The sequence below is a fragment of the Streptomyces sp. NPDC002845 genome, from assembly GCF_053591955.1.
This window is the reverse complement of record NZ_JBSFUU010000014.1, coordinates 38,269-55,930: the sequence shown is the minus strand read 5'-3', so window position 1 is coordinate 55,930 and position 17,662 is coordinate 38,269. Positions and strand designations below refer to the sequence as shown.

The 17,662-nt window shown below is 72.0% G+C and carries 17 protein-coding genes and 1 pseudogene; 12 read left to right on the top strand and 6 right to left on the bottom strand.

Going from position 1 to position 17,662, the window contains the following annotated elements:
* The first annotated feature begins 171 nt into the window (after positions 1–171).
* Positions 172–651, top strand: coding sequence for an ATP-binding protein (locus ACWD3C_RS12815; protein WP_451143046.1), 480 nt, complete (start codon positions 172–174; stop codon positions 649–651).
* Positions 652–859: 208 nt separating this feature from the next.
* Positions 860–1,780 (top strand): annotated as a pseudogene (locus tag ACWD3C_RS12810) (helix-turn-helix domain-containing protein).
* 89 nt (positions 1,781–1,869) lie between these two features.
* On the opposite strand, the gene ACWD3C_RS12805 reads toward ACWD3C_RS12810, so the two are convergent.
* Positions 1,870–2,796, bottom strand: coding sequence for a DUF3027 domain-containing protein (locus tag ACWD3C_RS12805; protein ID WP_451143044.1), 927 nt, complete (start codon positions 2,794–2,796; stop codon positions 1,870–1,872).
* A gap of 560 nt (positions 2,797–3,356) precedes the next feature.
* On the opposite strand from ACWD3C_RS12805, the gene ACWD3C_RS12800 reads away from it, so the two are divergent.
* From ACWD3C_RS12800 to ACWD3C_RS12785, 4 genes are all read left to right on the top strand, one after another.
* Positions 3,357–4,790 (top strand): MFS transporter, encoded by a 1,434-nt coding sequence (locus ACWD3C_RS12800; RefSeq protein ID WP_451143042.1) that lies wholly within the window; start codon positions 3,357–3,359, stop codon positions 4,788–4,790.
* 136 nt (positions 4,791–4,926) lie between these two features.
* Entirely contained in the window at positions 4,927–5,400 is a 474-nt protein-coding gene (locus tag ACWD3C_RS12795) for a DUF2771 domain-containing protein (protein WP_451143040.1), read from the top strand.
* Between the two features lie 26 nt (positions 5,401–5,426).
* Positions 5,427–6,155: a futalosine hydrolase gene (locus ACWD3C_RS12790; RefSeq protein WP_451143038.1), complete on the top strand. Its 729-nt coding sequence runs from the start codon at positions 5,427–5,429 to the stop codon at positions 6,153–6,155.
* Positions 6,139–6,996, top strand: a complete 858-nt coding sequence (locus ACWD3C_RS12785; protein ID WP_451143036.1) for a 1,4-dihydroxy-6-naphthoate synthase — start codon at positions 6,139–6,141, stop codon at positions 6,994–6,996. The genes ACWD3C_RS12790 and ACWD3C_RS12785 overlap by 17 nt, the downstream gene beginning before the upstream one ends.
* 45 nt (positions 6,997–7,041) lie before the next feature.
* Here the strand turns inward: ACWD3C_RS12785 and ACWD3C_RS12780 are convergent, their stop codons facing one another.
* Positions 7,042–7,425 carry a cold-shock protein gene (locus ACWD3C_RS12780; protein ID WP_451143034.1) on the bottom strand — a complete coding sequence of 128 codons (384 nt, stop codon included), beginning with the start codon at positions 7,423–7,425 and terminating at the stop codon, positions 7,042–7,044.
* 218 nt (positions 7,426–7,643) lie between these two features.
* On the opposite strand from ACWD3C_RS12780, the gene ACWD3C_RS12775 reads away from it, so the two are divergent.
* Positions 7,644–7,895, top strand: a complete 252-nt coding sequence (locus ACWD3C_RS12775) for a hypothetical protein (protein ID WP_451143032.1) — start codon at positions 7,644–7,646, stop codon at positions 7,893–7,895.
* Positions 7,896–7,919: 24 nt separating this feature from the next.
* On the opposite strand, the gene ACWD3C_RS12770 is transcribed toward ACWD3C_RS12775, so the two are convergent.
* A complete protein-coding gene (locus tag ACWD3C_RS12770) occupies positions 7,920–8,531 on the bottom strand; it encodes an HAD family hydrolase (RefSeq protein WP_451143030.1) in 612 nt (203 codons plus the stop codon).
* A 102-nt stretch (positions 8,532–8,633) separates the two neighbouring features.
* Positions 8,634–9,680, bottom strand: a complete 1,047-nt coding sequence (locus tag ACWD3C_RS12765) for a hypothetical protein (RefSeq protein ID WP_451143028.1) — start codon at positions 9,678–9,680, stop codon at positions 8,634–8,636.
* A gap of 263 nt (positions 9,681–9,943) precedes the next feature.
* Here ACWD3C_RS12765 and ACWD3C_RS12760 point away from each other — a divergent pair, with 263 nt between their 5' ends.
* The gene (locus tag ACWD3C_RS12760; protein WP_451143026.1) at positions 9,944–12,508 is read left to right on the top strand and encodes a helicase C-terminal domain-containing protein; all 2,565 of its coding nucleotides are present in this window, start codon (positions 9,944–9,946) and stop codon (positions 12,506–12,508) included.
* 271 nt (positions 12,509–12,779) lie between these two features.
* Here ACWD3C_RS12760 and ACWD3C_RS12755 read toward each other — a convergent pair whose 3' ends face one another.
* A complete protein-coding gene (locus tag ACWD3C_RS12755) occupies positions 12,780–13,094 on the bottom strand; it encodes a hypothetical protein (protein ID WP_451143024.1) in 315 nt (104 codons plus the stop codon).
* A 345-nt stretch (positions 13,095–13,439) separates the two neighbouring features.
* Here ACWD3C_RS12755 and ACWD3C_RS12750 point away from each other — a divergent pair, with 345 nt between their 5' ends.
* A complete protein-coding gene (locus tag ACWD3C_RS12750; RefSeq protein ID WP_451143022.1) occupies positions 13,440–13,724 on the top strand; it encodes a hypothetical protein in 285 nt (94 codons plus the stop codon).
* Positions 13,725–13,741: 17 nt separating this feature from the next.
* Here the strand turns inward: ACWD3C_RS12750 and ACWD3C_RS12745 are convergent, their stop codons facing one another.
* Positions 13,742–14,407 carry a TetR/AcrR family transcriptional regulator gene (locus tag ACWD3C_RS12745; RefSeq protein WP_451143020.1) on the bottom strand — a complete coding sequence of 222 codons (666 nt, stop codon included), beginning with the start codon at positions 14,405–14,407 and terminating at the stop codon, positions 13,742–13,744.
* 90 nt (positions 14,408–14,497) lie between these two features.
* Between ACWD3C_RS12745 and ACWD3C_RS12740 the strand changes: the two genes are divergently transcribed.
* The 3 genes from ACWD3C_RS12740 (at position 14,498) to ACWD3C_RS12730 (ending at position 17,402) form a co-directional block, all read left to right on the top strand.
* A complete protein-coding gene (locus tag ACWD3C_RS12740) occupies positions 14,498–15,478 on the top strand; it encodes an NAD(P)-dependent alcohol dehydrogenase (RefSeq protein WP_451143018.1) in 981 nt (326 codons plus the stop codon).
* 122 nt (positions 15,479–15,600) lie between these two features.
* The gene (locus ACWD3C_RS12735; protein ID WP_451143016.1) at positions 15,601–16,569 is read left to right on the top strand and encodes an ATP-binding cassette domain-containing protein; all 969 of its coding nucleotides are present in this window, start codon (positions 15,601–15,603) and stop codon (positions 16,567–16,569) included.
* Positions 16,566–17,402 (top strand): ABC transporter permease, encoded by an 837-nt coding sequence (locus ACWD3C_RS12730; RefSeq protein WP_451143014.1) that lies wholly within the window; start codon positions 16,566–16,568, stop codon positions 17,400–17,402. The genes ACWD3C_RS12735 and ACWD3C_RS12730 overlap by 4 nt, the downstream gene beginning before the upstream one ends.
* Positions 17,403–17,662: the final 260 nt, after the last annotated feature.

Below are 17,662 nucleotides of genomic sequence, written 5' to 3'. Positions count from 1 at the left end.
TGCCGGGGGTGTGACAGCCAGTCCGCTCGGAAATGCCTGGGGCGCGTAGGACGACTGTGCTGGTAAGCCCTTCTGGACAGCCCCGACACCACCGGACAACAACCGGACAGTCACCGTACGCATCGGAGCAGTCACTGTTCACAGTAGGCACGCACCGCCACGCTGAGTGACGTGAATCAGGAAACCGTCGCCCCAGAGGCCGAACTCGACAACCCCATCCGCAACTTCACTGTGCGGCTGTCCTCCACACGACTCGGCGCCCGCCTCGCGCGCCTCCTCGCCACCGAGCAACTACGCATCTGGGGGCTCCCGTTGGAACCGGCCGGGCACATCGTGGCCGAGTTCGCGTCCAACGCGGCCACTCACGGCCGCGTTCCGGGCCGCGATTTCCAGCTCACGCTCTACGTGGTCGGCGCGACTCTCCGCATCGAGGTCACCGACACGCGCGGTGACCGTCTACCGCATGTCCAACGCCCCGCACCCGACGCCGAGTCTGGCCGAGGGCTCGTCCTCGTCGACGCGCTCGCCGACCGCTGGGGCGTGGCAGAAGGACTGCCTCCGCGCAAGACCATCTGGGCCGAGCTCGACCTCCCACCGGAACCCGGCGGCCCGTGTTCCGGTGCCACGGGCGGTCTTTCCCAAGAAACGTGAGGGAGAAAGAACCCGACCAAGCCCCACCCCTCCCGCCCACCCGCGCAAACTCACCCGCGCGGGTGAACATCGCCAACTCGGCTGGATTCGGGCACCGTTACCTGCCCTACGCTCAGCGCAACACAACCGCAGACATGCGACGGCCCTCGCCGGGACTGGCATCCCAGTGCGAGGGCCTGACCACCCAGGAAGAACGGAACTCTTCCCGATGGATACGCAGAACCCTAGCGTGCACCCGCACGCCCAGACCCGTGGAGCGGGCAAAAACCACCCGTCCAGGCACTCCAGGCCCGGCGGTGTCGTCCACGACAACACCCGTCACACGACCCGCTTCACGGTGATCGGCAACCACCTCGCCCAGCACCCCGAGCTCTCTCTGCTCGCCATCGGGCTGGCGGTGCACATCCAGTCGCTCCCCGTCGGCGCCCGCGTCGACATCAAGACCCTCGCCGCCCGCTTCCCCGAGGGCGCCGACCGCATCGCCGCCGCCCTGCGCGAACTCGAAGCCCACGGCTACCTGCGCCGCGAACGCGAACGCGCCCCCGGCGGCCGAATCGTCACCCGCACGATCTCCTGCAACCAGCCGACGGCAGCCCGGCACCGCGCCACCGCCCCCGCCTGCACGCCCGCCCCCGAGCCCGTATGACCGGCACCGGCACCGGCCCCGAAGCCGCACGAGAGGCACCAGCAGCGCGCCAAGCGGGCACCCCGCAAGCCCCTCCCCGCCGTACCGCAGCCCGCCTCCCCCTCCCCCGCCTTCCTCCAGACAGCCACGGACCTCCTCGCCGACCTCCGCCGCCACGACCCCGGCCTGCTCCTCTCCGCCTGCGACACAGCCCACCTCGCCCCCGGCGTCGCCGCCTGGCTGGAACGCGACGTCACCCCCACCGCCGTACGCCACGCCCTGACCACCGACCTGCCACCCGAAGGCCTACGCCGACCGGCCGCCCTCCTGGCCCACCGCTTGGCGGCCCAGCTGCCACCCCCGCCCCCGTTCCGCGCCCCGGCAGCCCCACCACCCGTACCGCACCCCCTCCGCAACTGCGACGGCTGCGACCGCGGCTTCCGCACGCCCGAGCCCGGAGGACGCTGCCGCGACTGCCGCTCTGCAGCCTCCGGCCGCCTCTGAACCCGAACGGAGCCCACGCGACCCTCCCAGGCGGGTACCGTCGGTCCTGACCGCACCCGCGCCCGACACGGCCGGCCGACCGGCTACCGCTACGAGTGCCCCAGCTCCGCCGCCGACTCGTCCGCCGTCACCGACACCGAGCCCGAGTCGGGTGCGGGCCGGAGGGGGAAGGGGTCCACCCGGGTCTCGTCGATGACCGGTGGGGCCGGGCGGGGTGGCTTCGGCATGATCGCGGCCTCCGAGTGGCCGCCACAGCCGTACGCCAGCGACACCACGTGGCCGTCCGCCGGGGAGAACTCGTTCGCGCAGACACCGAAGGCCTGCCCCAGCGAGCCCCCGACGGGGGTCAGGAAGCCGCAGCTGACGCAGGTGGCGGGCGCTGCCTGGGCCATGGCGGTCTTGGGGCCGTGCGAGTCCTCCCAGCGGTCGGCGGCGGTGTGGAGGCCGTAGCGGGACAGGACGCGGGCCCGGCGCATGCCGAGTTCCTCGGCGACGGCGGCGATGGAGCCACGGGTGGGGGCGACGGGGAGGCTGGCGGGGGCGCCCGCGGTGACCTCGGCGTCCTCCGCCTCCACCAGCTCGGCCATCTCCTCCGACACGGCGGAGTTCGGCCCGGGTTCCTCCTCGCCGGTGTAACCGGGCTCCAGCCGGAGGTCCTCGGCCTCCGTGGGGAGCAGGTCGCCGGGGCCCATGTCACCGGGGCGGAGCCGTTCGCTCCACGGCACCCACTCGGGCGCGAGCAACGCGTCCGGCCCGGGCAGCAGAACCGTCTCGGCCAGCGTGACGACCTTCGCGCGCGAGGCCCGGGTGACGGTCACCGCCCAGCGCCACCCGCGATATCCCATTTCCTTGCACTCGAAGAAGTGCGTGACGACCCGATCTCCCTCGGAGATCATCCCGGCGTGCTCGCCGATGACGCCGGGCGCGGCGGCCTCCTCGGCTGCGGCGCGGGCGAGGTCGACGGCCTCGGCGCACAGACGGTCAGGGGTGCGGCTTCGCGTTGTCGCTGCGCTCACAGGTATCGCTTCTCTCCTACGCCGTCTCACGAGTGCGCCGTCCCTCGGCGGGGATGCGGACGGAGCGGACCGGAGGGCCGCGTCGACGTCCGCGCCCGATCGCGCTCGGGCGCACCTACGTCATCCATTCTGCGGGATGACGGAGCGGCGCGCGGCCGAGAACAACCGCCGGGGCGCGCTACGCACGCTACCTTCTTCCGCGCTCTGGGCCCACACCGACGTCCGCTTTGCCCGCGGTACGGCTACCGCCGGGAGCGGAAGTCTGCCCGTCCGCCGGCTGGCGGGAAACCGTCGTGGGGGGTGCCGGTGGGATTTCGCCCCGCCGCCCCTACCCGTCCCATCCCCGGGGCGCCGCCCCGGACCCCTGGGTGAGTGCGGGCGGGTGGGTGGTTCATCGGCCTTGCGGCCTCGTCCTCAAACGCCGGACGGGCTGATGGGACCCACCCCGTACCGGCGGGGTCGAAGGGGCGGAGCCCTCTGGCGGGGACGAAACCAATCCCGGCCACCCCGTACGCACGGTAACCCCACTACGCAGCCCCATCTCAGGGCACTATGACGGAGTGGCAACCGCAAGGTCGCCCCACGGTGCCACCGGGATCGGTGGGGCCAAGGGGAGTGGGCGTGGTGGCGGTTCGGGCCGTGTGAGGGGGCCCGTCCGCGCACTCGGGCGTGCCCTGCACTTCCCGGTGACGGGAACGGCCCGGGGGATCAGGAAGGCCACACACGCGCACGGCGCGGGAGAATCCGGGCTCGGCAAGCTGATCGAACTGCACGCGGTCAACGGCGCCGGCGACGTCATGATCACCATCGCCCTCGCCTCGACGGTCTTCTTCTCCGTGCCCACCGACGAGGCCCGCGGCCGAGTCGCCCTGTACCTCGCCATCACCATGGCCCCGTTCACCCTCCTCGCCCCCGTCATCGGCCCCCTCCTCGACCGCATCCCGCACGGCCGCCGCGCCGCCATGGCGGGAGCCATGCTCGCCCGCGCCCTGCTCGCACTGCTCCTCTCCGGAGCCGTCGTCACGGGCAGCATCGAGCTCTACCCGGCAGCCCTCGGCGTACTGGTCGCGTCGAAGGCGTACGGAGTCGTCCGCAGTGCTGTCGTGCCACGGCTGCTGCCGCCCCGCTTCTCCCTCGTCAAGGCCAACTCCCGGGTCACCCTCGGCGGACTGCTCGCCACGGGGGTCGCCGCGCCGATCGGTATCGGGTTGCAGGCGCTCGGCCCGCGCTGGCCGCTGTACGGCGCGTTCGTGCTGTTCGTGGCGGGTACGGTCCTCTCCTTCACGCTGCCCCACAAGGTGGACTCGGCCAAGGGTGAGGACACGGCGCTGCTCGCGGCGGACCCCGAGCATCTGCACGGGCCGCACCGCCGCAAGACGCTCAAACGCCCGGGGCTGCGCACGGTCGGTATCGCCGTCACCCACGCTCTCGGCGCCAACGCCGCCCTGCGCTGCCTCGGCGGCTTCCTGATCTTCTTCCTGGCGTTCCTGCTGCGCGAACACCCCCTCCCCGGGCAGAGCGCGGCGGTCTCCCTGGCCATGGTGGGTGTGTCGGCGGGCGTCGGCAACGCGATCGGGACGGCCGTCGGAGCCTGGCTGAGGTCCCGCGCGCCGGAGGTCATCATCGTGACCGTGGTCGCGGTGGAGCTGGGGGTCGCCGTCACCGCCGCCCTCTTCTTCGGGGCGGTCCTCGTGGCCTGCCTCGGCGCTGTCGCCGGCTTCGCGCAGGCGCTGTCCAAGCTGTCCCTGGACGCGCTGATCCAGCGGGACGTCCCCGAACACGTCCGGACCTCCGCCTTCGCCCGCTCCGAGACCCTGCTCCAGATGTCCTGGGTGGTCGGCGGCGCCATCGGCATCGTGCTCCCCCTCAACGGCAGCCTCGGGCTCGGCGTCGCCGCCGCGATCGTCGGCACGGGCTGGCTCACGACCGTACGGGGGCTGCTCTCCTCCGCCCGGCACGGGCACGGAGGCCCGGCCAAGGCCCGGGTGGCGTGACCACCCGGGCCTTGGTGGCGTGACCACACCGCGCTCCTCCACCCGCGATCTCCCGCGCTCCCCTCCGCCTCCCGTCCGCGCGGCACGCCGCACCCCGCGTGGGGAGGCCGCTGGACATGCCAGATAGCCTTCGGCCATGACCTCCCTGCGTTCCGAAGCGCGCCGACGCCGCGCCGTCGCCACCATCGGCGTCGTTTCCGCCGGACTTCTCGTCCTGTCCGCCTGTGACAAGCCGACGCCGATGGCCACCCTCACGGTGGGCTCGAACTCGGTGAGCTCCGAGACCGACTGCTACAACGACGGCAAGACGGTCGAGACCGACAAGATCTCGAAGTGCCTCCAGGCCAAGGACATGAAGTCCATCGAGGTCGACCCCGACGAGACGGTGCGCTTCGGCGTGGACCCGGAGATCGCGGACGAGGGCTGGACGATCCTGATGAACGGTCAGCCCCTGACCGACTCCAGCACCAAGACCTACCGCACCATCCCGGGCAGCGTGTTCTTCAACGCCCAGTACGGCGCCCAGGGCGACACCACGGTCGTCTCCATCCGCGAGGGTGAGAACGAGGTCACCGGGCTCTGGTCCTTCAAGCTGAAGAAGGACTCCTGAGCGGTTTCGCAGCCGCTGGGCCGGTCGTGCTCGTGGCCACCGCGGTCCCTGTGGAGAGGGACGCGGTGGCTGGGGCGTTCGCCGGGCCCGTACGTGAGGTGCGGCTTCCCGGGGTGACGCTGTACCGCCTCGGCGACGAGGGTGGCGGTGCCGGCGGCCGCTACGACCTCGTCGCCGCCGGTGTGGGCCCTGCCCTCGCCGCCGCCTCCACCGCCGCCGCGCTGACCGCGGCCTCGCTGGACGGACGGCCGTACGACCTGGTCGTCTCGACCGGGATCGCCGGCGGTTTCCAGCCTGACGCGCCGGTCGGATCGCTCGTCGTCGCCGACGACATCACCGCCGCCGATCTGGGCGCCCAGACGCCCGACGGCTTCCTTCCGGTCACCGAACTGGGATTCGGGACCGTCAACCACAAGCCGCCGAATTCACTCGTACGAGAGGTCGCGGCGGCCACCGGGGCGCGCGCCGGTGCCGTACTGACCGTGTCCACCGTGACCGGGAGCGCCGAGCGCGCGACCGAACTCCGCGAACGTCACCCCCGCGCGCTGGCCGAGGCCATGGAGGGCTTCGGGGTCGCGGAGGCGGCCGCCGCGCACGGCACGCCCGTACTGGAACTGCGGGCCGTCTCCAACCCCGTCGGCCCCCGCGACCGGGCCGCCTGGCGCATCGGGGACGCGCTCGCGGCACTCACCGAGGGGTTCGGGAAGCTCGGGCCCGCACTGGAGAGTTGGAACCCGCATGAGCCCACTCACTGAACCCCTGCAGATCGCGTACTCCCCCTGCCCGAACGACACCTTCGTCTTCGACGCCTGGGCCCACGGCCGAATCCCGGGCGCGCCCGCGCTCGACGTGACGTTCGCCGACATCGACATCACCAACGGCATGGCCGAACGCGGGGAGTTCGACGTGCTGAAGGTGTCGTACGCGGTGCTGCCGTACGTCCTCGACGAGTACGCGCTGCTGCCGTGCGGGGGCGCGCTGGGGCGGGGCTGCGGGCCACTCGTGCTGACGCGGGGGGCAGGTGACGTCGATCTGAAGGGCCGTACGGTCGCGGTGCCGAGCGAGAGGTCGACGGCGTATCTGCTGTTCCGGCTGTGGGCGGCGGAAACCGTGCCCGGAGGGGTCGGGGAGATCGTGGTGATGCCGTTCCACGAGATCATGCCCGCCGTACGGGACGGGAAGGTCGACGCGGGGCTCGTCATCCACGAGGCGCGCTTCACCTACCAGAACTACGGGCTGCACAGGCTCGCCGACATGGGCGAGCACTGGGAGCGGACGACCGGGCTGCCGATCCCGCTCGGCGCGATCATCGCCAAGCGGGCGCTGGGCGACGGGACGCTGGAGCTGCTCGCCGAGTCAGCCCGCGCCTCCGTGCGCGCCGCGTGGGCCGAACCCGAGGTCTCCCGCCCGTACGTCCTCGAACACGCCCAGGAGATGGACCCGGCGGTCGCGGACCAGCACATCGGGCTGTACGTCAACGAGTTCACGGCCGACCTGGGAGCGGACGGTTACGCGGCCGTACGCGGGCTGCTCACGCGCGCGGCGGCCGAGGGGCTGGTGCCGCCCCTCGGCCGCGAGGCGCTGGACTTTCCGTGAGCGCTTCCCGTAGGCCCGGCTGAACAGCTACGCGCGGCTGAGCAACTACACGTCCAGCTGGTCGGCGACCGCGCGGAGCAGGCCGGCGATCTTCTTGCCGGAGGCCTTGTCGGGGTAACGGCCCTTCTCCAGCATCGGCGTGATGTTCTCCAGGAGGGTCGTCAGATCCTGGACGATGGACGCCAGCTCGTCCGGCTTCTTGCGCTGGGCTGCCGCGACCGAGGGTGTCGGGTCCAGGATGGTCACCGAAAGCGCCTGGTCACCGCGCTGGCCCGCGACGACGCCGAACTCCACGCGCTGGCCCGGCTTGAGTGCGTCGACTCCGGCGGGCAGGACCGAGGAATGGACGAAGACGTCGCCGCCGTCGTCGCGGGAGAGAAAGCCGAAGCCCTTCTCGCTGTTGAACCACTTGACCTTGCCGGTAGGCACGTCTGTCCTCGTCCTCGTACTCGTCGGAAAACTGCTCTGACTGCTCTGAACTGTCTGGCTGTTCTGACTGCTCTGGTGGAAGTGCTGGCACCGGAAAACTGCTCTGGAGAGCACTACAGCGGGTCGTCTGGACCCGCCGGTACCAAGGCTAATGGTCCGGGGGCCGGTGACAAGACGTCACCCGGCTGTTCCTTCGCGCTGGGAACTACCCTGGTCCGGTGCGTGACAAAACCCAACCCAATTCCGCCGAACCCGGTGACCGGCTGATCCGTGTCGGTGCGGTCCTCTTCTTCCTCGGCGCCGTGGCCACACTCGTCACCGTGGCCCCGCTCCTCCTCGGAACGGCGCCCTTCCCGACGTACATGTTCGTCCTGAGCATGCTCATGGGTGTCGGGTTTCTGGTGGCGGGGGTGGGGGTCCTCCAGTCCATAGCGGCGGGGCGAAGGCGGGCCCGCGAGGCGAGGCCGTAGGTTTTTTCGCCCCCTCGGGTGGGCCTAGCCGTACGCCTTCAACCACGTCGGGAACGCCGTGAGGTCCGGGAGTACGACATCCGCGCCGGCCGCCCGCAGCTGCTCCACGTCGAACGGACCGGTGGCCACGGCGACGGAGTACGCGCGGGCGGCACGGGCCCCGCGCACGTCACCGGTGTGGTCGCCGACGTACACACTCGCCCCCTGTTCGACCAGCGCGTCAGCCTTCCGCTCGGCCCAGAGGTCACCGACGACCGCGTCGGGCCGTATGCCGAGGTGTTCCAGGTGAAGCTTGGCGTTGGGCTCGTACTTGGCAGTGACCACGACCGCCCGGCCCCCGGCCGCCTGGACGGCAGCTATGGCCTCCAGGGCACCGGGCATCGCGGGCGTCGCGGTGATGGCGATCGTGGGGTACATGTCGCGGTAGAGGTCACTCATGAGTGCGATCTGCTCCTCGGGGAACCAGTACGCCAGCTCCTCCTCCAGCGGCGGCCCCAGCCGGGTGATCGCCTGGTCGGCGTCGATGTACGTCCCGGTGCGCGCGGAGAGCGCCCGGTAGCAGGCGTGGATGCCGGGCCGGGAGTCGATGAGGGTCATGTCGAGGTCGAAGCCGACGGTCAGCGCGCGAGGTGTCATATGGGCCATTGTGCCCAGGGGTGGTGACAACCATCGGTCGACCATCGGTCCACCGCCGGTCCACGTGTGGCGCCCTCGGAGCCGGTGACACGACACAGGCTCTCAGGCCCGGCGCGCCCGCCACACCAGGTACAGCGCCGAGGCGACGGCCGCCCCGCGCAGCACCCAGGGCCAGGTCTCGGTGATCGCGTCGTTCATGTGGCCGTCCACGATGGGGTCGCCCCAGCGGCCCTCCGTACGGCCCCACAGCCACACGATCCCGCCGACCGCGACCAACCCGGGCAGGCCCATCACCGCCCACTTCGACTCGGCGGGGCTCAGCCGCCGGGACAGGTAGGCGATCAGCCAGCCGAGGGCGAGCGGGAGGAGGCTGCCCATGACCGCGCCCGCGACGAGAAGGGCGGCGGCGAGCAGGAGGAGGGGGTTGCTCCAGCCGCCGCGCGGGAGCAGCCGGGGGAGGCGCGGGCGGCGCCGGGCCACGTCCACATCCTGGGCCGGCTCAGGCTCGGCCTTCTCGATCGCCTTCCCAGCGGATTTCTCTACGGCCCGATCGTCGTCCCCGTCAAGCTTCCCCTCAGGCTGCCCCTGAGGCCTCTCCCGCTTCTCCGGCGGCGGCCTCAGCAGCTCCGGAACCTCGATCCCGCCCACGAACCCCGGCACCGCCTCCCCCAGCCCGAAGTCGCCCCCGGGCCCGCCGCCGGCCCCGATCCGCCACCAGTCCTGCTGTACGGCGCTGTCGCCCAGTTCGTGCGTACCGGCGAGGTGGGGCGGGGAGGGGCCGTCGTCGGGGGTCTTCGTCGGCTCGGGATCGGCGGGGCGCGGCCGGGGTACCACGCGGCGCAGGCCCTTGGGCCGCTCCTCCGCCTCACCGGCACGCTGGACGGGCACGGACGCGGGCGTCTCCGGTACGTCACCGTCGCCGGGGGTGCCCGCGGCCGTCACGATCTCGTCGGGGCTGCCGAGGCGGGCGAGGATGCGCCGTACGGCCGCGGGGCTGTCGACCGGGGTCTTGGCCCGCCGCCGGTCGATCTCGTTCCGCAGTTCGGACACCAGCCGCATCCGTGTCGCCGACGGCAGCTGGCGCTGCTGGGCCAGGTCGCCGACCCGGCTCAGGTACTCAAAGACGACCTGGTCGCTCTCAATCCCCACGAAGTCCCCTCCGGGGCGGGTGCGTTGTAAACCCCGTGGTGACGACGGTAGCGCAGGCCGCCCGGCACGGGTGCGCGGCGTCACGTCACGTCGGCGGTCCCGACAGACCTCCGGCCCACCAGATTCCCAGCCCCCCGGACTCCCGGACCCCTGGATTCCCAGCCCCCGGACTCCCGGATTCCCAGCCCCGGACTCCCAGATCCCCAGCCCTCAGCCCCCGTACACGCCCCCTGCCGCAGCCCCCACCCGCTACCGTGGATCGGATGAGCACCGAGGAGAAGCCGCCGGCCCCGCGCTCGCTCGCGGAAGCGCTCCGCGCGCGCGACGACGCGTCCCTCGCCGCGCTGCTGCGCAGCCGCCCGGACCTCATCACCCCGGTCCCGACCGACCTCACCCAGCTGGCCACCCGCGCCGGCACCCGCGCCTCGGTCGTACGGGCCCTGGAGCGCCTGGACCGTTTCGCGCTGCAGACGGCGGAGGCGCTGGCCATGGCCGCGGACCCGGCGCCGTACGACGAACTCCTCGCCCTGATGGCGGGCGACGAGGCCGACCCCACCGTCACCGCCGCGCTCCCCGGCGCCCTCGGCACGCTCCGCGAGCAGGCCCTCGTGTGGGGCCCCGACGACCGGCTCCGCCTGGTGCGCACCGCTCGTGAGCTGCTCGCGCCGTCCCCGCAGCACCCCTCCCCGACGGGTCTGGGGCAGACGGTCGCGGAGGCTACGGCGGGGATGTCGCCGGGCCGTATCCAGGAGATCGTGACGGCGGCCGGGCTGCCGAGCACGCACGACTCGGTGTCGGCCGTGACGGCGCTGGCCGCGCTGTTCACCGACCGCGTCCGTATGCCCGCCCTCCTCGCCACCGCCCCGGCCGAGTCCCTGGACGTCCTGTCGCGGCTGGTCTGGGGCCCGCCGTACGGCCAGGTCACCGCCAGCCCGGCCGCCCATCTGCGCTGGCTGCTGGACCGGGGGCTGCTGCTGCCGACGGCGCCCGGCACGGTCGTACTGCCTCGTGAAGTGGCCCTCCACCTGCGGTCGGGCCGCGCCCACCGCGAGACGGAACCGCTGCCGCCGCCCGTCGAGGCCGCCGCCACGCACCGTCCACAGGCTGTGGACGCGGCCGCGGCGGGCCAGGCGTACACCGCGCTCGCGACCGTCGAGGAACTGCTGAAGGACTGGGACGAGGGCGGCCCGGCGGTGATGCGGGCCGGCGGGCTGAGCGTGCGCGACCTCAAGCGCACCGCCGTCGCACTCGACGTCCCCGAGCCGGTGGCCGCGTTCTGGGTCGAACTCGCGTACGCGGCGGGCCTGCTGGCCTCCGACGGCGAGGCCGACGAACGGTTCGCGGCGACACCGGCGTACGACGAATGGCTGGAACTGCCCGCCGCCGAACGCTGGGCCCGGCTCGTCACCCCCTGGCTGACCGCGACCCGTACGCCGGGCCTGGTCGGCGGGCGGGATGCGAAGGACCGGACGCTGTCGGCGCTCGGGCCGGGGCTCGATCGCTCGGCGGCGTCGGAGGTACGGCACCGGGTGCTGACGCTGCTGGCGGGGCTGCCGGAGGGGGCTGCCGCGGCACCCGCCTCCGTACTGGCCCGCCTGCGCTGGGAACGCCCCCTGCGCGGCGCCGCGGCCACGGACGGTCTACGCTCCCGGCTCGCCCAATGGGCCCTGTCCGAGGCGGAGTTGCTGGGGGTCACCGGGCGGGGCGCGCTGTCGTCGCACGGCCGGGCGCTGCTGGGGCTGCCGGTGGAGCCGTCCGCCGCTGCCCGTCTCCCCGAGGGGCCCGGTGACAAGCTCCCGGCCCACCATCACCAGCACGCGGTCACCACGCCTCCGCTCGGGACGCCCCCGCTCGGGACGCCTCCCCTCGGGGCCGCCGAGCAGGCCGTGGCCGCCGCCCGCGCCGCCCGCCTCCTCGCGCCCCTCCTGCCCGACCCCCTGGACCACGTCCTGCTCCAGGCTGACCTGACGGCGGTGGCGCCGGGCCCGCTGAAGCGCCCGCTGGCCGACATGCTCGACGTGCTCGCGGACGTGGAGTCGAAGGGCGGCGCGACGGTGTACCGCTTCACGCCGGGTTCGGTGCGCCGGGCGCTGGACGCCGGCCGGTCGGCCTCCGACCTGCACGCCTTCCTCGCGGCCCACTCCCGCACGCCGGTCCCGCAGCCGCTGACGTACCTGATCGACGACGTGGCCCGGAAACACGGCCGCCTGCGGATCGGCGCGGCCTCGGCGTACGTACGCTGCGACGACGACGCGCTGCTGGGCGAGATCCTCGCCGACAAACGCTCCCAGCCCCTCGGCCTGCGCCGCCTCGCCCCGACCGTGCTGGCCGCCCAGGCGGACCCGGCGGCGCTCCTCGACGGCCTGCGCGCGATGGGCTACGCCCCGGCCGCCGAGTCGGCGGAGGGCGACGTCCTGATCACCCGGGCCCACGCCCGCCGTACGCCACCCCGTACCGCCCCGGAACCCGTCCCCGAAGGCCCTCCGACCCCCGACGACACCCTGCTCGGCGCGGCCCTGCGTGCCATCCGCGCCGGAGACCTCGCCGCCACGACCCCGCGCAGGACGACCACGCCCGCCCCCAACGGCTCCCTCCCGCGCACCAGTTCCGCCGAGACGCTCGCCACCATGCAGGCCGCCGTCCTCACCGGGGAGGCCCTGTGGATCGGTTACGTCAACGCCGAGGGCGCGGCCAGCCAGCGCGTCGTCGCGCCGATCCGCGTCGAGGGCGGTTTCGTGACGGCGTACGACCACACGGCGGACGAGGTCCGCACGTACCCGCTGCACCGGATCACGGGCGTCGCCGAACTGGCCGACGAGGCGACCTGAGAGACAGTCGAGAGACAGCCGGGAAGCGACCGAGAAGCGACGGCGGAGGCGACGGCGGAGGCAATGAAGGTTCCCATTCGGAACGTCCCATTTCGGTGTCGTGGCCAGGGTTTTATCGGCATGTCTCATGCGTGGGCCACAGCATCCTGTCTCACGATCTTGTCCCCTGCGGCCTTCAGGTCTTGCTGCAGCGCGGCCCGCTGTCGCATGCCAGTGCCGCCGGGGCGGTCCCGCCTGACCGTCCCAGACCGTGTCCGTCCGGCAGGCGTCTTCAGTGCTCGGCTTGGTGCGCGCGCTTCAGTGCGTCGGTGAGTTGTTCAATGCTGGGGGTACCGGTGGTGCGTCCGTCGGAGTCGCGGTAGATCCGGCACGAGACGCCGACGGCGGTGTCTGGCGCGGCAAAGGGATCGGTGCCGTTGATCAGCAGGGTCGGGGATCCGTGCATGCCGTACCGGGCCGCCTCCTCCTCGTTGGTGATCACGAGCACCTCTGCCGGGCCGGTGTCATCGGGCAGTACCTGCTCCAAGCGCTCACACATCGCGGCGACGTTCGGGCAGTCGGGCACCGCGAGTACGACGAGATCCATGACCATTCCTCTCTCGGCGCTGCGGGGTGGCCTCGTAGGGCCACGGTAGGTCCCCGCCTGTGCCAAGAACCTGAGCGTGGTCACCGAACCGGGGCGGGGGGCATGAATAGCGTGGCAGCGAGGAAGTTCTCCACCCGGGGTGCAACGAGGAGCGACGCGGCGCCGCTGGCGGGCAAACGCAGACCCACCGTGCTGATTCTGGGCGCCGTGGTGCCCCACCTGCAAGGCCCAGAGCCCCGAAGCCGCCAAGGTCGCCACCCGGTTCTCGGGGCGAGGTGCACGTGACCGGGGTGGCCGGGCTCGACAAGCCGGAGCCATGCAGGACTTCGTCACCGGCACAGGGTCGTGGACACCCGGCTTCCTGTCACCGCCTGGGAGGGCAGAGATGCCGAGCCGGCCTACGTCATCATCCGGAGCCTCACCGTCAAGGGCTTCGCCCTCGGCGCGTACCTCCACCTCGCCAGAGAGTTCAACCAGCACATGACCGAGTGGTTCACGGCCGGGGAGATCGCCTACGACGAGAAGGTCACCGACGGCATCGACCCTGCCGTCGACGCGTTCATCGAGATGATGCGCGGCGCGAACACCGGCAGGATGCCCGCCCGCAGCGGCCTGGAGACCTGGTCGTAGGCGACAGCCTCCTCTGTTCAGGAGGGGGTGCGCTTCCGTTCGAGGCCGTCGAGGATCAGGTCGAGTCCGAACTCGAACCCGTCGGCGTTGTCCTGGTGCTGGAGGTGGTGGCGGATGTGCGCGGCCAGGTCGGGGTACCGCTCGACTGGGAATGTCCGCAGGAAGCCCTCGCCCGTCTCCTGCATCTGGCCGTGGTCGAGGGGGAAGCCCAACGACTGCAGCGCGTGGCCGACGATGTGGTTCTCGATTGTGTGGAAGGCGCGGTCGAGCAGGTCCGGAGGGAAGCCCGCCTCGCGCAGGTTGCGCAGCGTGCTGTCCAGGTAGCGCATCCGCGCCGGCCCCAGGTTGATGCTGGCCGTCCACAGTGGCGCCGACCAGGGGTGGCGCAGGAGCGCGGCGTGCGCGGAAACCGCGCGCCGCCGGGCGTGGTCCCGCCAGTCCGAGCCGATGTCCGGCAGCTGGATCTCCGCGGCGACGCGGTCGAGCATGCCGTCGAGCAGGTCCTCCTTGTTGTCGACGTGGTTGTACAGGGCCATGCCCTCCACGCCGAGCTCCCGCCCGAGTCGGCGCATCGTCAACGCGCCGATGCCCTCGGCGTCGGCCAGGGCGATGCCGGCATCGAGCACCCGGTCGCGGTTCAGCGGTGTGCGGCGCCCGTTCGGCGGGTCGTTCTGCCTCGGCACGGGTGACTCTCATCTCCTCTTGACGGTCTGCGACCCGAAGCGTAACGTACAGCGTAAATATTTACGCTGTAAATACATAGGTGAGGTGGCATGAGAGCGATCGTGCAGCGCGGCTACGGCGATCCGCACGATGTGTTGGAGTTCCAGGACATCGACCGGCCGGAGCCCGGCGACCACGAGGTCCTGGTGCGCGTCCGCGCCTCGTCGGTGAACCCCGCGGACTGGATGCCGCTGGTCGGCCGCCCTTACGTGCTCCGGCTCGGGTTCGGCCTGACGCGGCCGAAGCGGCGGGTGCGGGGCAAGGACGTGGCGGGGACTGTCGAGGCGGTCGGCGCGAAGGTCACCCGGTGGCGCCCGGGCGCCGCGGTGTTCGGCGAACTGCCCGACGGCGCCTATGCCGAGTACGCCGTGGCCGCCGAGGACGCCTTGGCGCCCAAGCCGGCCGGCCTCGGCTTCCCGGAGGCGGCGGCCGTCCCGCTCGCGGGGATTACGGCGCTCCAGGGAGTGCGCGACGCCGGTGGTGTCCGAGCCGGCCACCGAGTGCTGGTCAACGGTGCTTCCGGGGGTGTGGGCACGTTCGCGGTGCAGATCGCGAAGTCGCTCGGCGCGCACGTGACCGGCGTGTGCGGCACCGGCAGCCTCGGCCTGGTGCGCTCGGCCGGCGCAGACGAGGTCGTCGACTACACCAGGGAGGACTTCACTCGGGGCAAGGCACCCTACGACGTCATCCTCGACCTCGTCGGGAGCCATCCCCTGTCGGCGTACCGGCGGGTGCTGCGCCGCGACGGGGTCTGCGTCGTCGCCACCGGCATGCCGGGCGGCGACGTCCTCGGCCCCCTGCCCTACCTCCTGCGGGCCGTGCTCTCCTCCCTGCGCGGCGGTCCGAAGATGAAGCCCTTCGTGGCGAAACCGAACCCCGACGACCTCACCGCGCTCGCGAAGCTGATCGAGGCCGACGAGGTGCGGCCCGTCACCGAGCGCACCTACGGGTTCCCGGAGATCGCGACTGCCCTTGCCGGGCAGGGCGAGGGGCACGCGCGGGGCAAGACCGTGGTGAGCATCGCGTCCTGATCCGGGCCGCTCGCGGCTCATCGACCAGGGGCGCATTGCGCCCCTTAATTTACAACGTAAATTTACGTGGTAAATATCCTATCGGACTGAAAGCCCGGCTCACGACCTGGAAAGAGCAGACCATGACCCGATACGCGGTCCACGCCGAAGGGCTGCGCAAGCAGTTCGGCGACATCATCGCCGTCGACGGCGTCGACCTGACCGTCACTGAAGGCAGCGTCTACGGCTTTCTCGGCCCCAACGGGGCAGGCAAGACCACCACCATCCGGATGCTCGCGACCCTGATCCGGCCCTCCGCCGGACAAGCGCGGATCTTCGGCCACGACGTCGTCGCCGAAGCCGACGCGGTACGCGCGCGCGTCAGCCTCACCGGCCAGTACGCCTCGATCGACGACGACCTCACCGCGCTGGAGAACCTGGTGCTGATGGGCCGGCTGCTCGGCCACCGGCGCCGCGCCGCAGCCGGGCGGGCCCGCGAACTCCTGGCCGCGTTCGGCCTCGAAGCCGCCGCGGACCGGCGGGTCAAAGGCTACTCGGGCGGCATGCGCCGCCGACTGGACATAGCCGCGAGCATCGTGGTGACGCCCGCCCTGCTCTTCCTCGACGAACCGACCACCGGACTCGACCCGCGAAGCCGCACACAGGTATGGGAGGTCGTGCGGGCGCTGACCGCCGGCGGCACCACGGTTCTGCTCACCACGCAGTACCTGGAGGAGGCCGACCGGCTGGCCGATCGGCTGGCGGTCATCGACCACGGCCGGATCATCGCCGAGGGCACGCCCGCCGAGCTCAAGGAGTCCGTCGGCTCCGGGGCGGTGCACGTCCGGCTGCGGGACCCGGCCCGGCGGGAGGATGCGGCGCGGATCCTGACCGAAACGCTGACCGTGGCGGTCCACCGTGAGGAGGACCCGACGGCTCTGTCGGCCGGCCTGGACGATCCCGGGAGGGCGGGTGCGGCATTGAGCGAGCTCGCACGCGCCGGCATCGAGGTCAGCGACTTCTCCGTCGGCCAGATCAGCCTCGACGAGGTCTTCCTGGCCCTGACCGGCCACAATGCCGCACCCGCAGTCCTTGAGGAGGCCGGCGCATGAGCACCGTCCCGGCCTCGCCGACCACCGACGCCGACCCGCTCCGGCCGGCGCTCTCGACGCGCGTACGTCCGATCCGTCCCAGCGCATCGGCAGTGGCCCTCGCCTTCAGCTGGCGGGCGCTGCTGCGCATCAAGCACCTCCCGGACCAACTCTTCGACGTGACCGTGTTCCCGCTGCTGATGCTGGTCATGTTCACCTACCTGTTCGGCGGGGCGCTGACCGGCTCCACCGGCGAGTACCTGCAGACGGTCCTGCCCGGCATCCTCGTCATGACGGTCACGATGACCACGCAGTCGACCGCGATCGCACTCAACGCCGACATCGCCAAGGGGGTGTTCGACCGGTTCAGGTCGCTGCCGATCTGGCAGCCCGCCGTCCTGGTCGGGGCGCTGCTGGCCGACCTGGGCCGCTACGCGATCGCGGCCACGATGATCGTGAGCGTCGGGGCGCTGCTGGGCTTCCGCCCCGACGCGGGCCTGCCCGGCCTGCTGGCAGGGGTGGCCCTGGTGCTGCTGTTCGCCTGGAGCCTGTCGTGGGTGTGGACGAGCCTCGGCCTGCTGGCCCGCACTCCTGAGTCGGTGATGTTCCTCGGCATCCTCGTGACGTTCCCGTTGAGCTTCGTCAGCAACGTCTTCGTCGACCCCGCCACCTTGCCCGGCTGGCTTGAGGCGTTCGTCAACGTCAACCCGATCACACGCCTGGTCACCGCGGTGCGCGGCCTGATGCACGGCGAGCCGGTCACCACCGAGATCGGCTGGGTGCTGATGACCTGCGTCGGCCTCGTCGCCGTGTTCGCCCCCGTGACGATGCGGCTCTACCGCCGCGAACGATGAGCACTTCGCTCGGCCCTCGCCTCATAACGCGAGGGCCGAGCGAAGTGCAACCACCGGCGGTGAGATTCGAGGTCCGCCCCGCTCAGATCTATGAGAAACATCCACGCTCGGCGAGACGGGACATCAGACAGGAGTTCGTCTCACTGCCCTGTCCTTGGGCCAGAAAAAGGCCACCGTCAGTGAGAAAGGGACACCGGAAATGCGAGCCTACAGGCAACCTGACCGGGCGCCTTGCCATCGTCTCTTCGCCGTCACTCCTT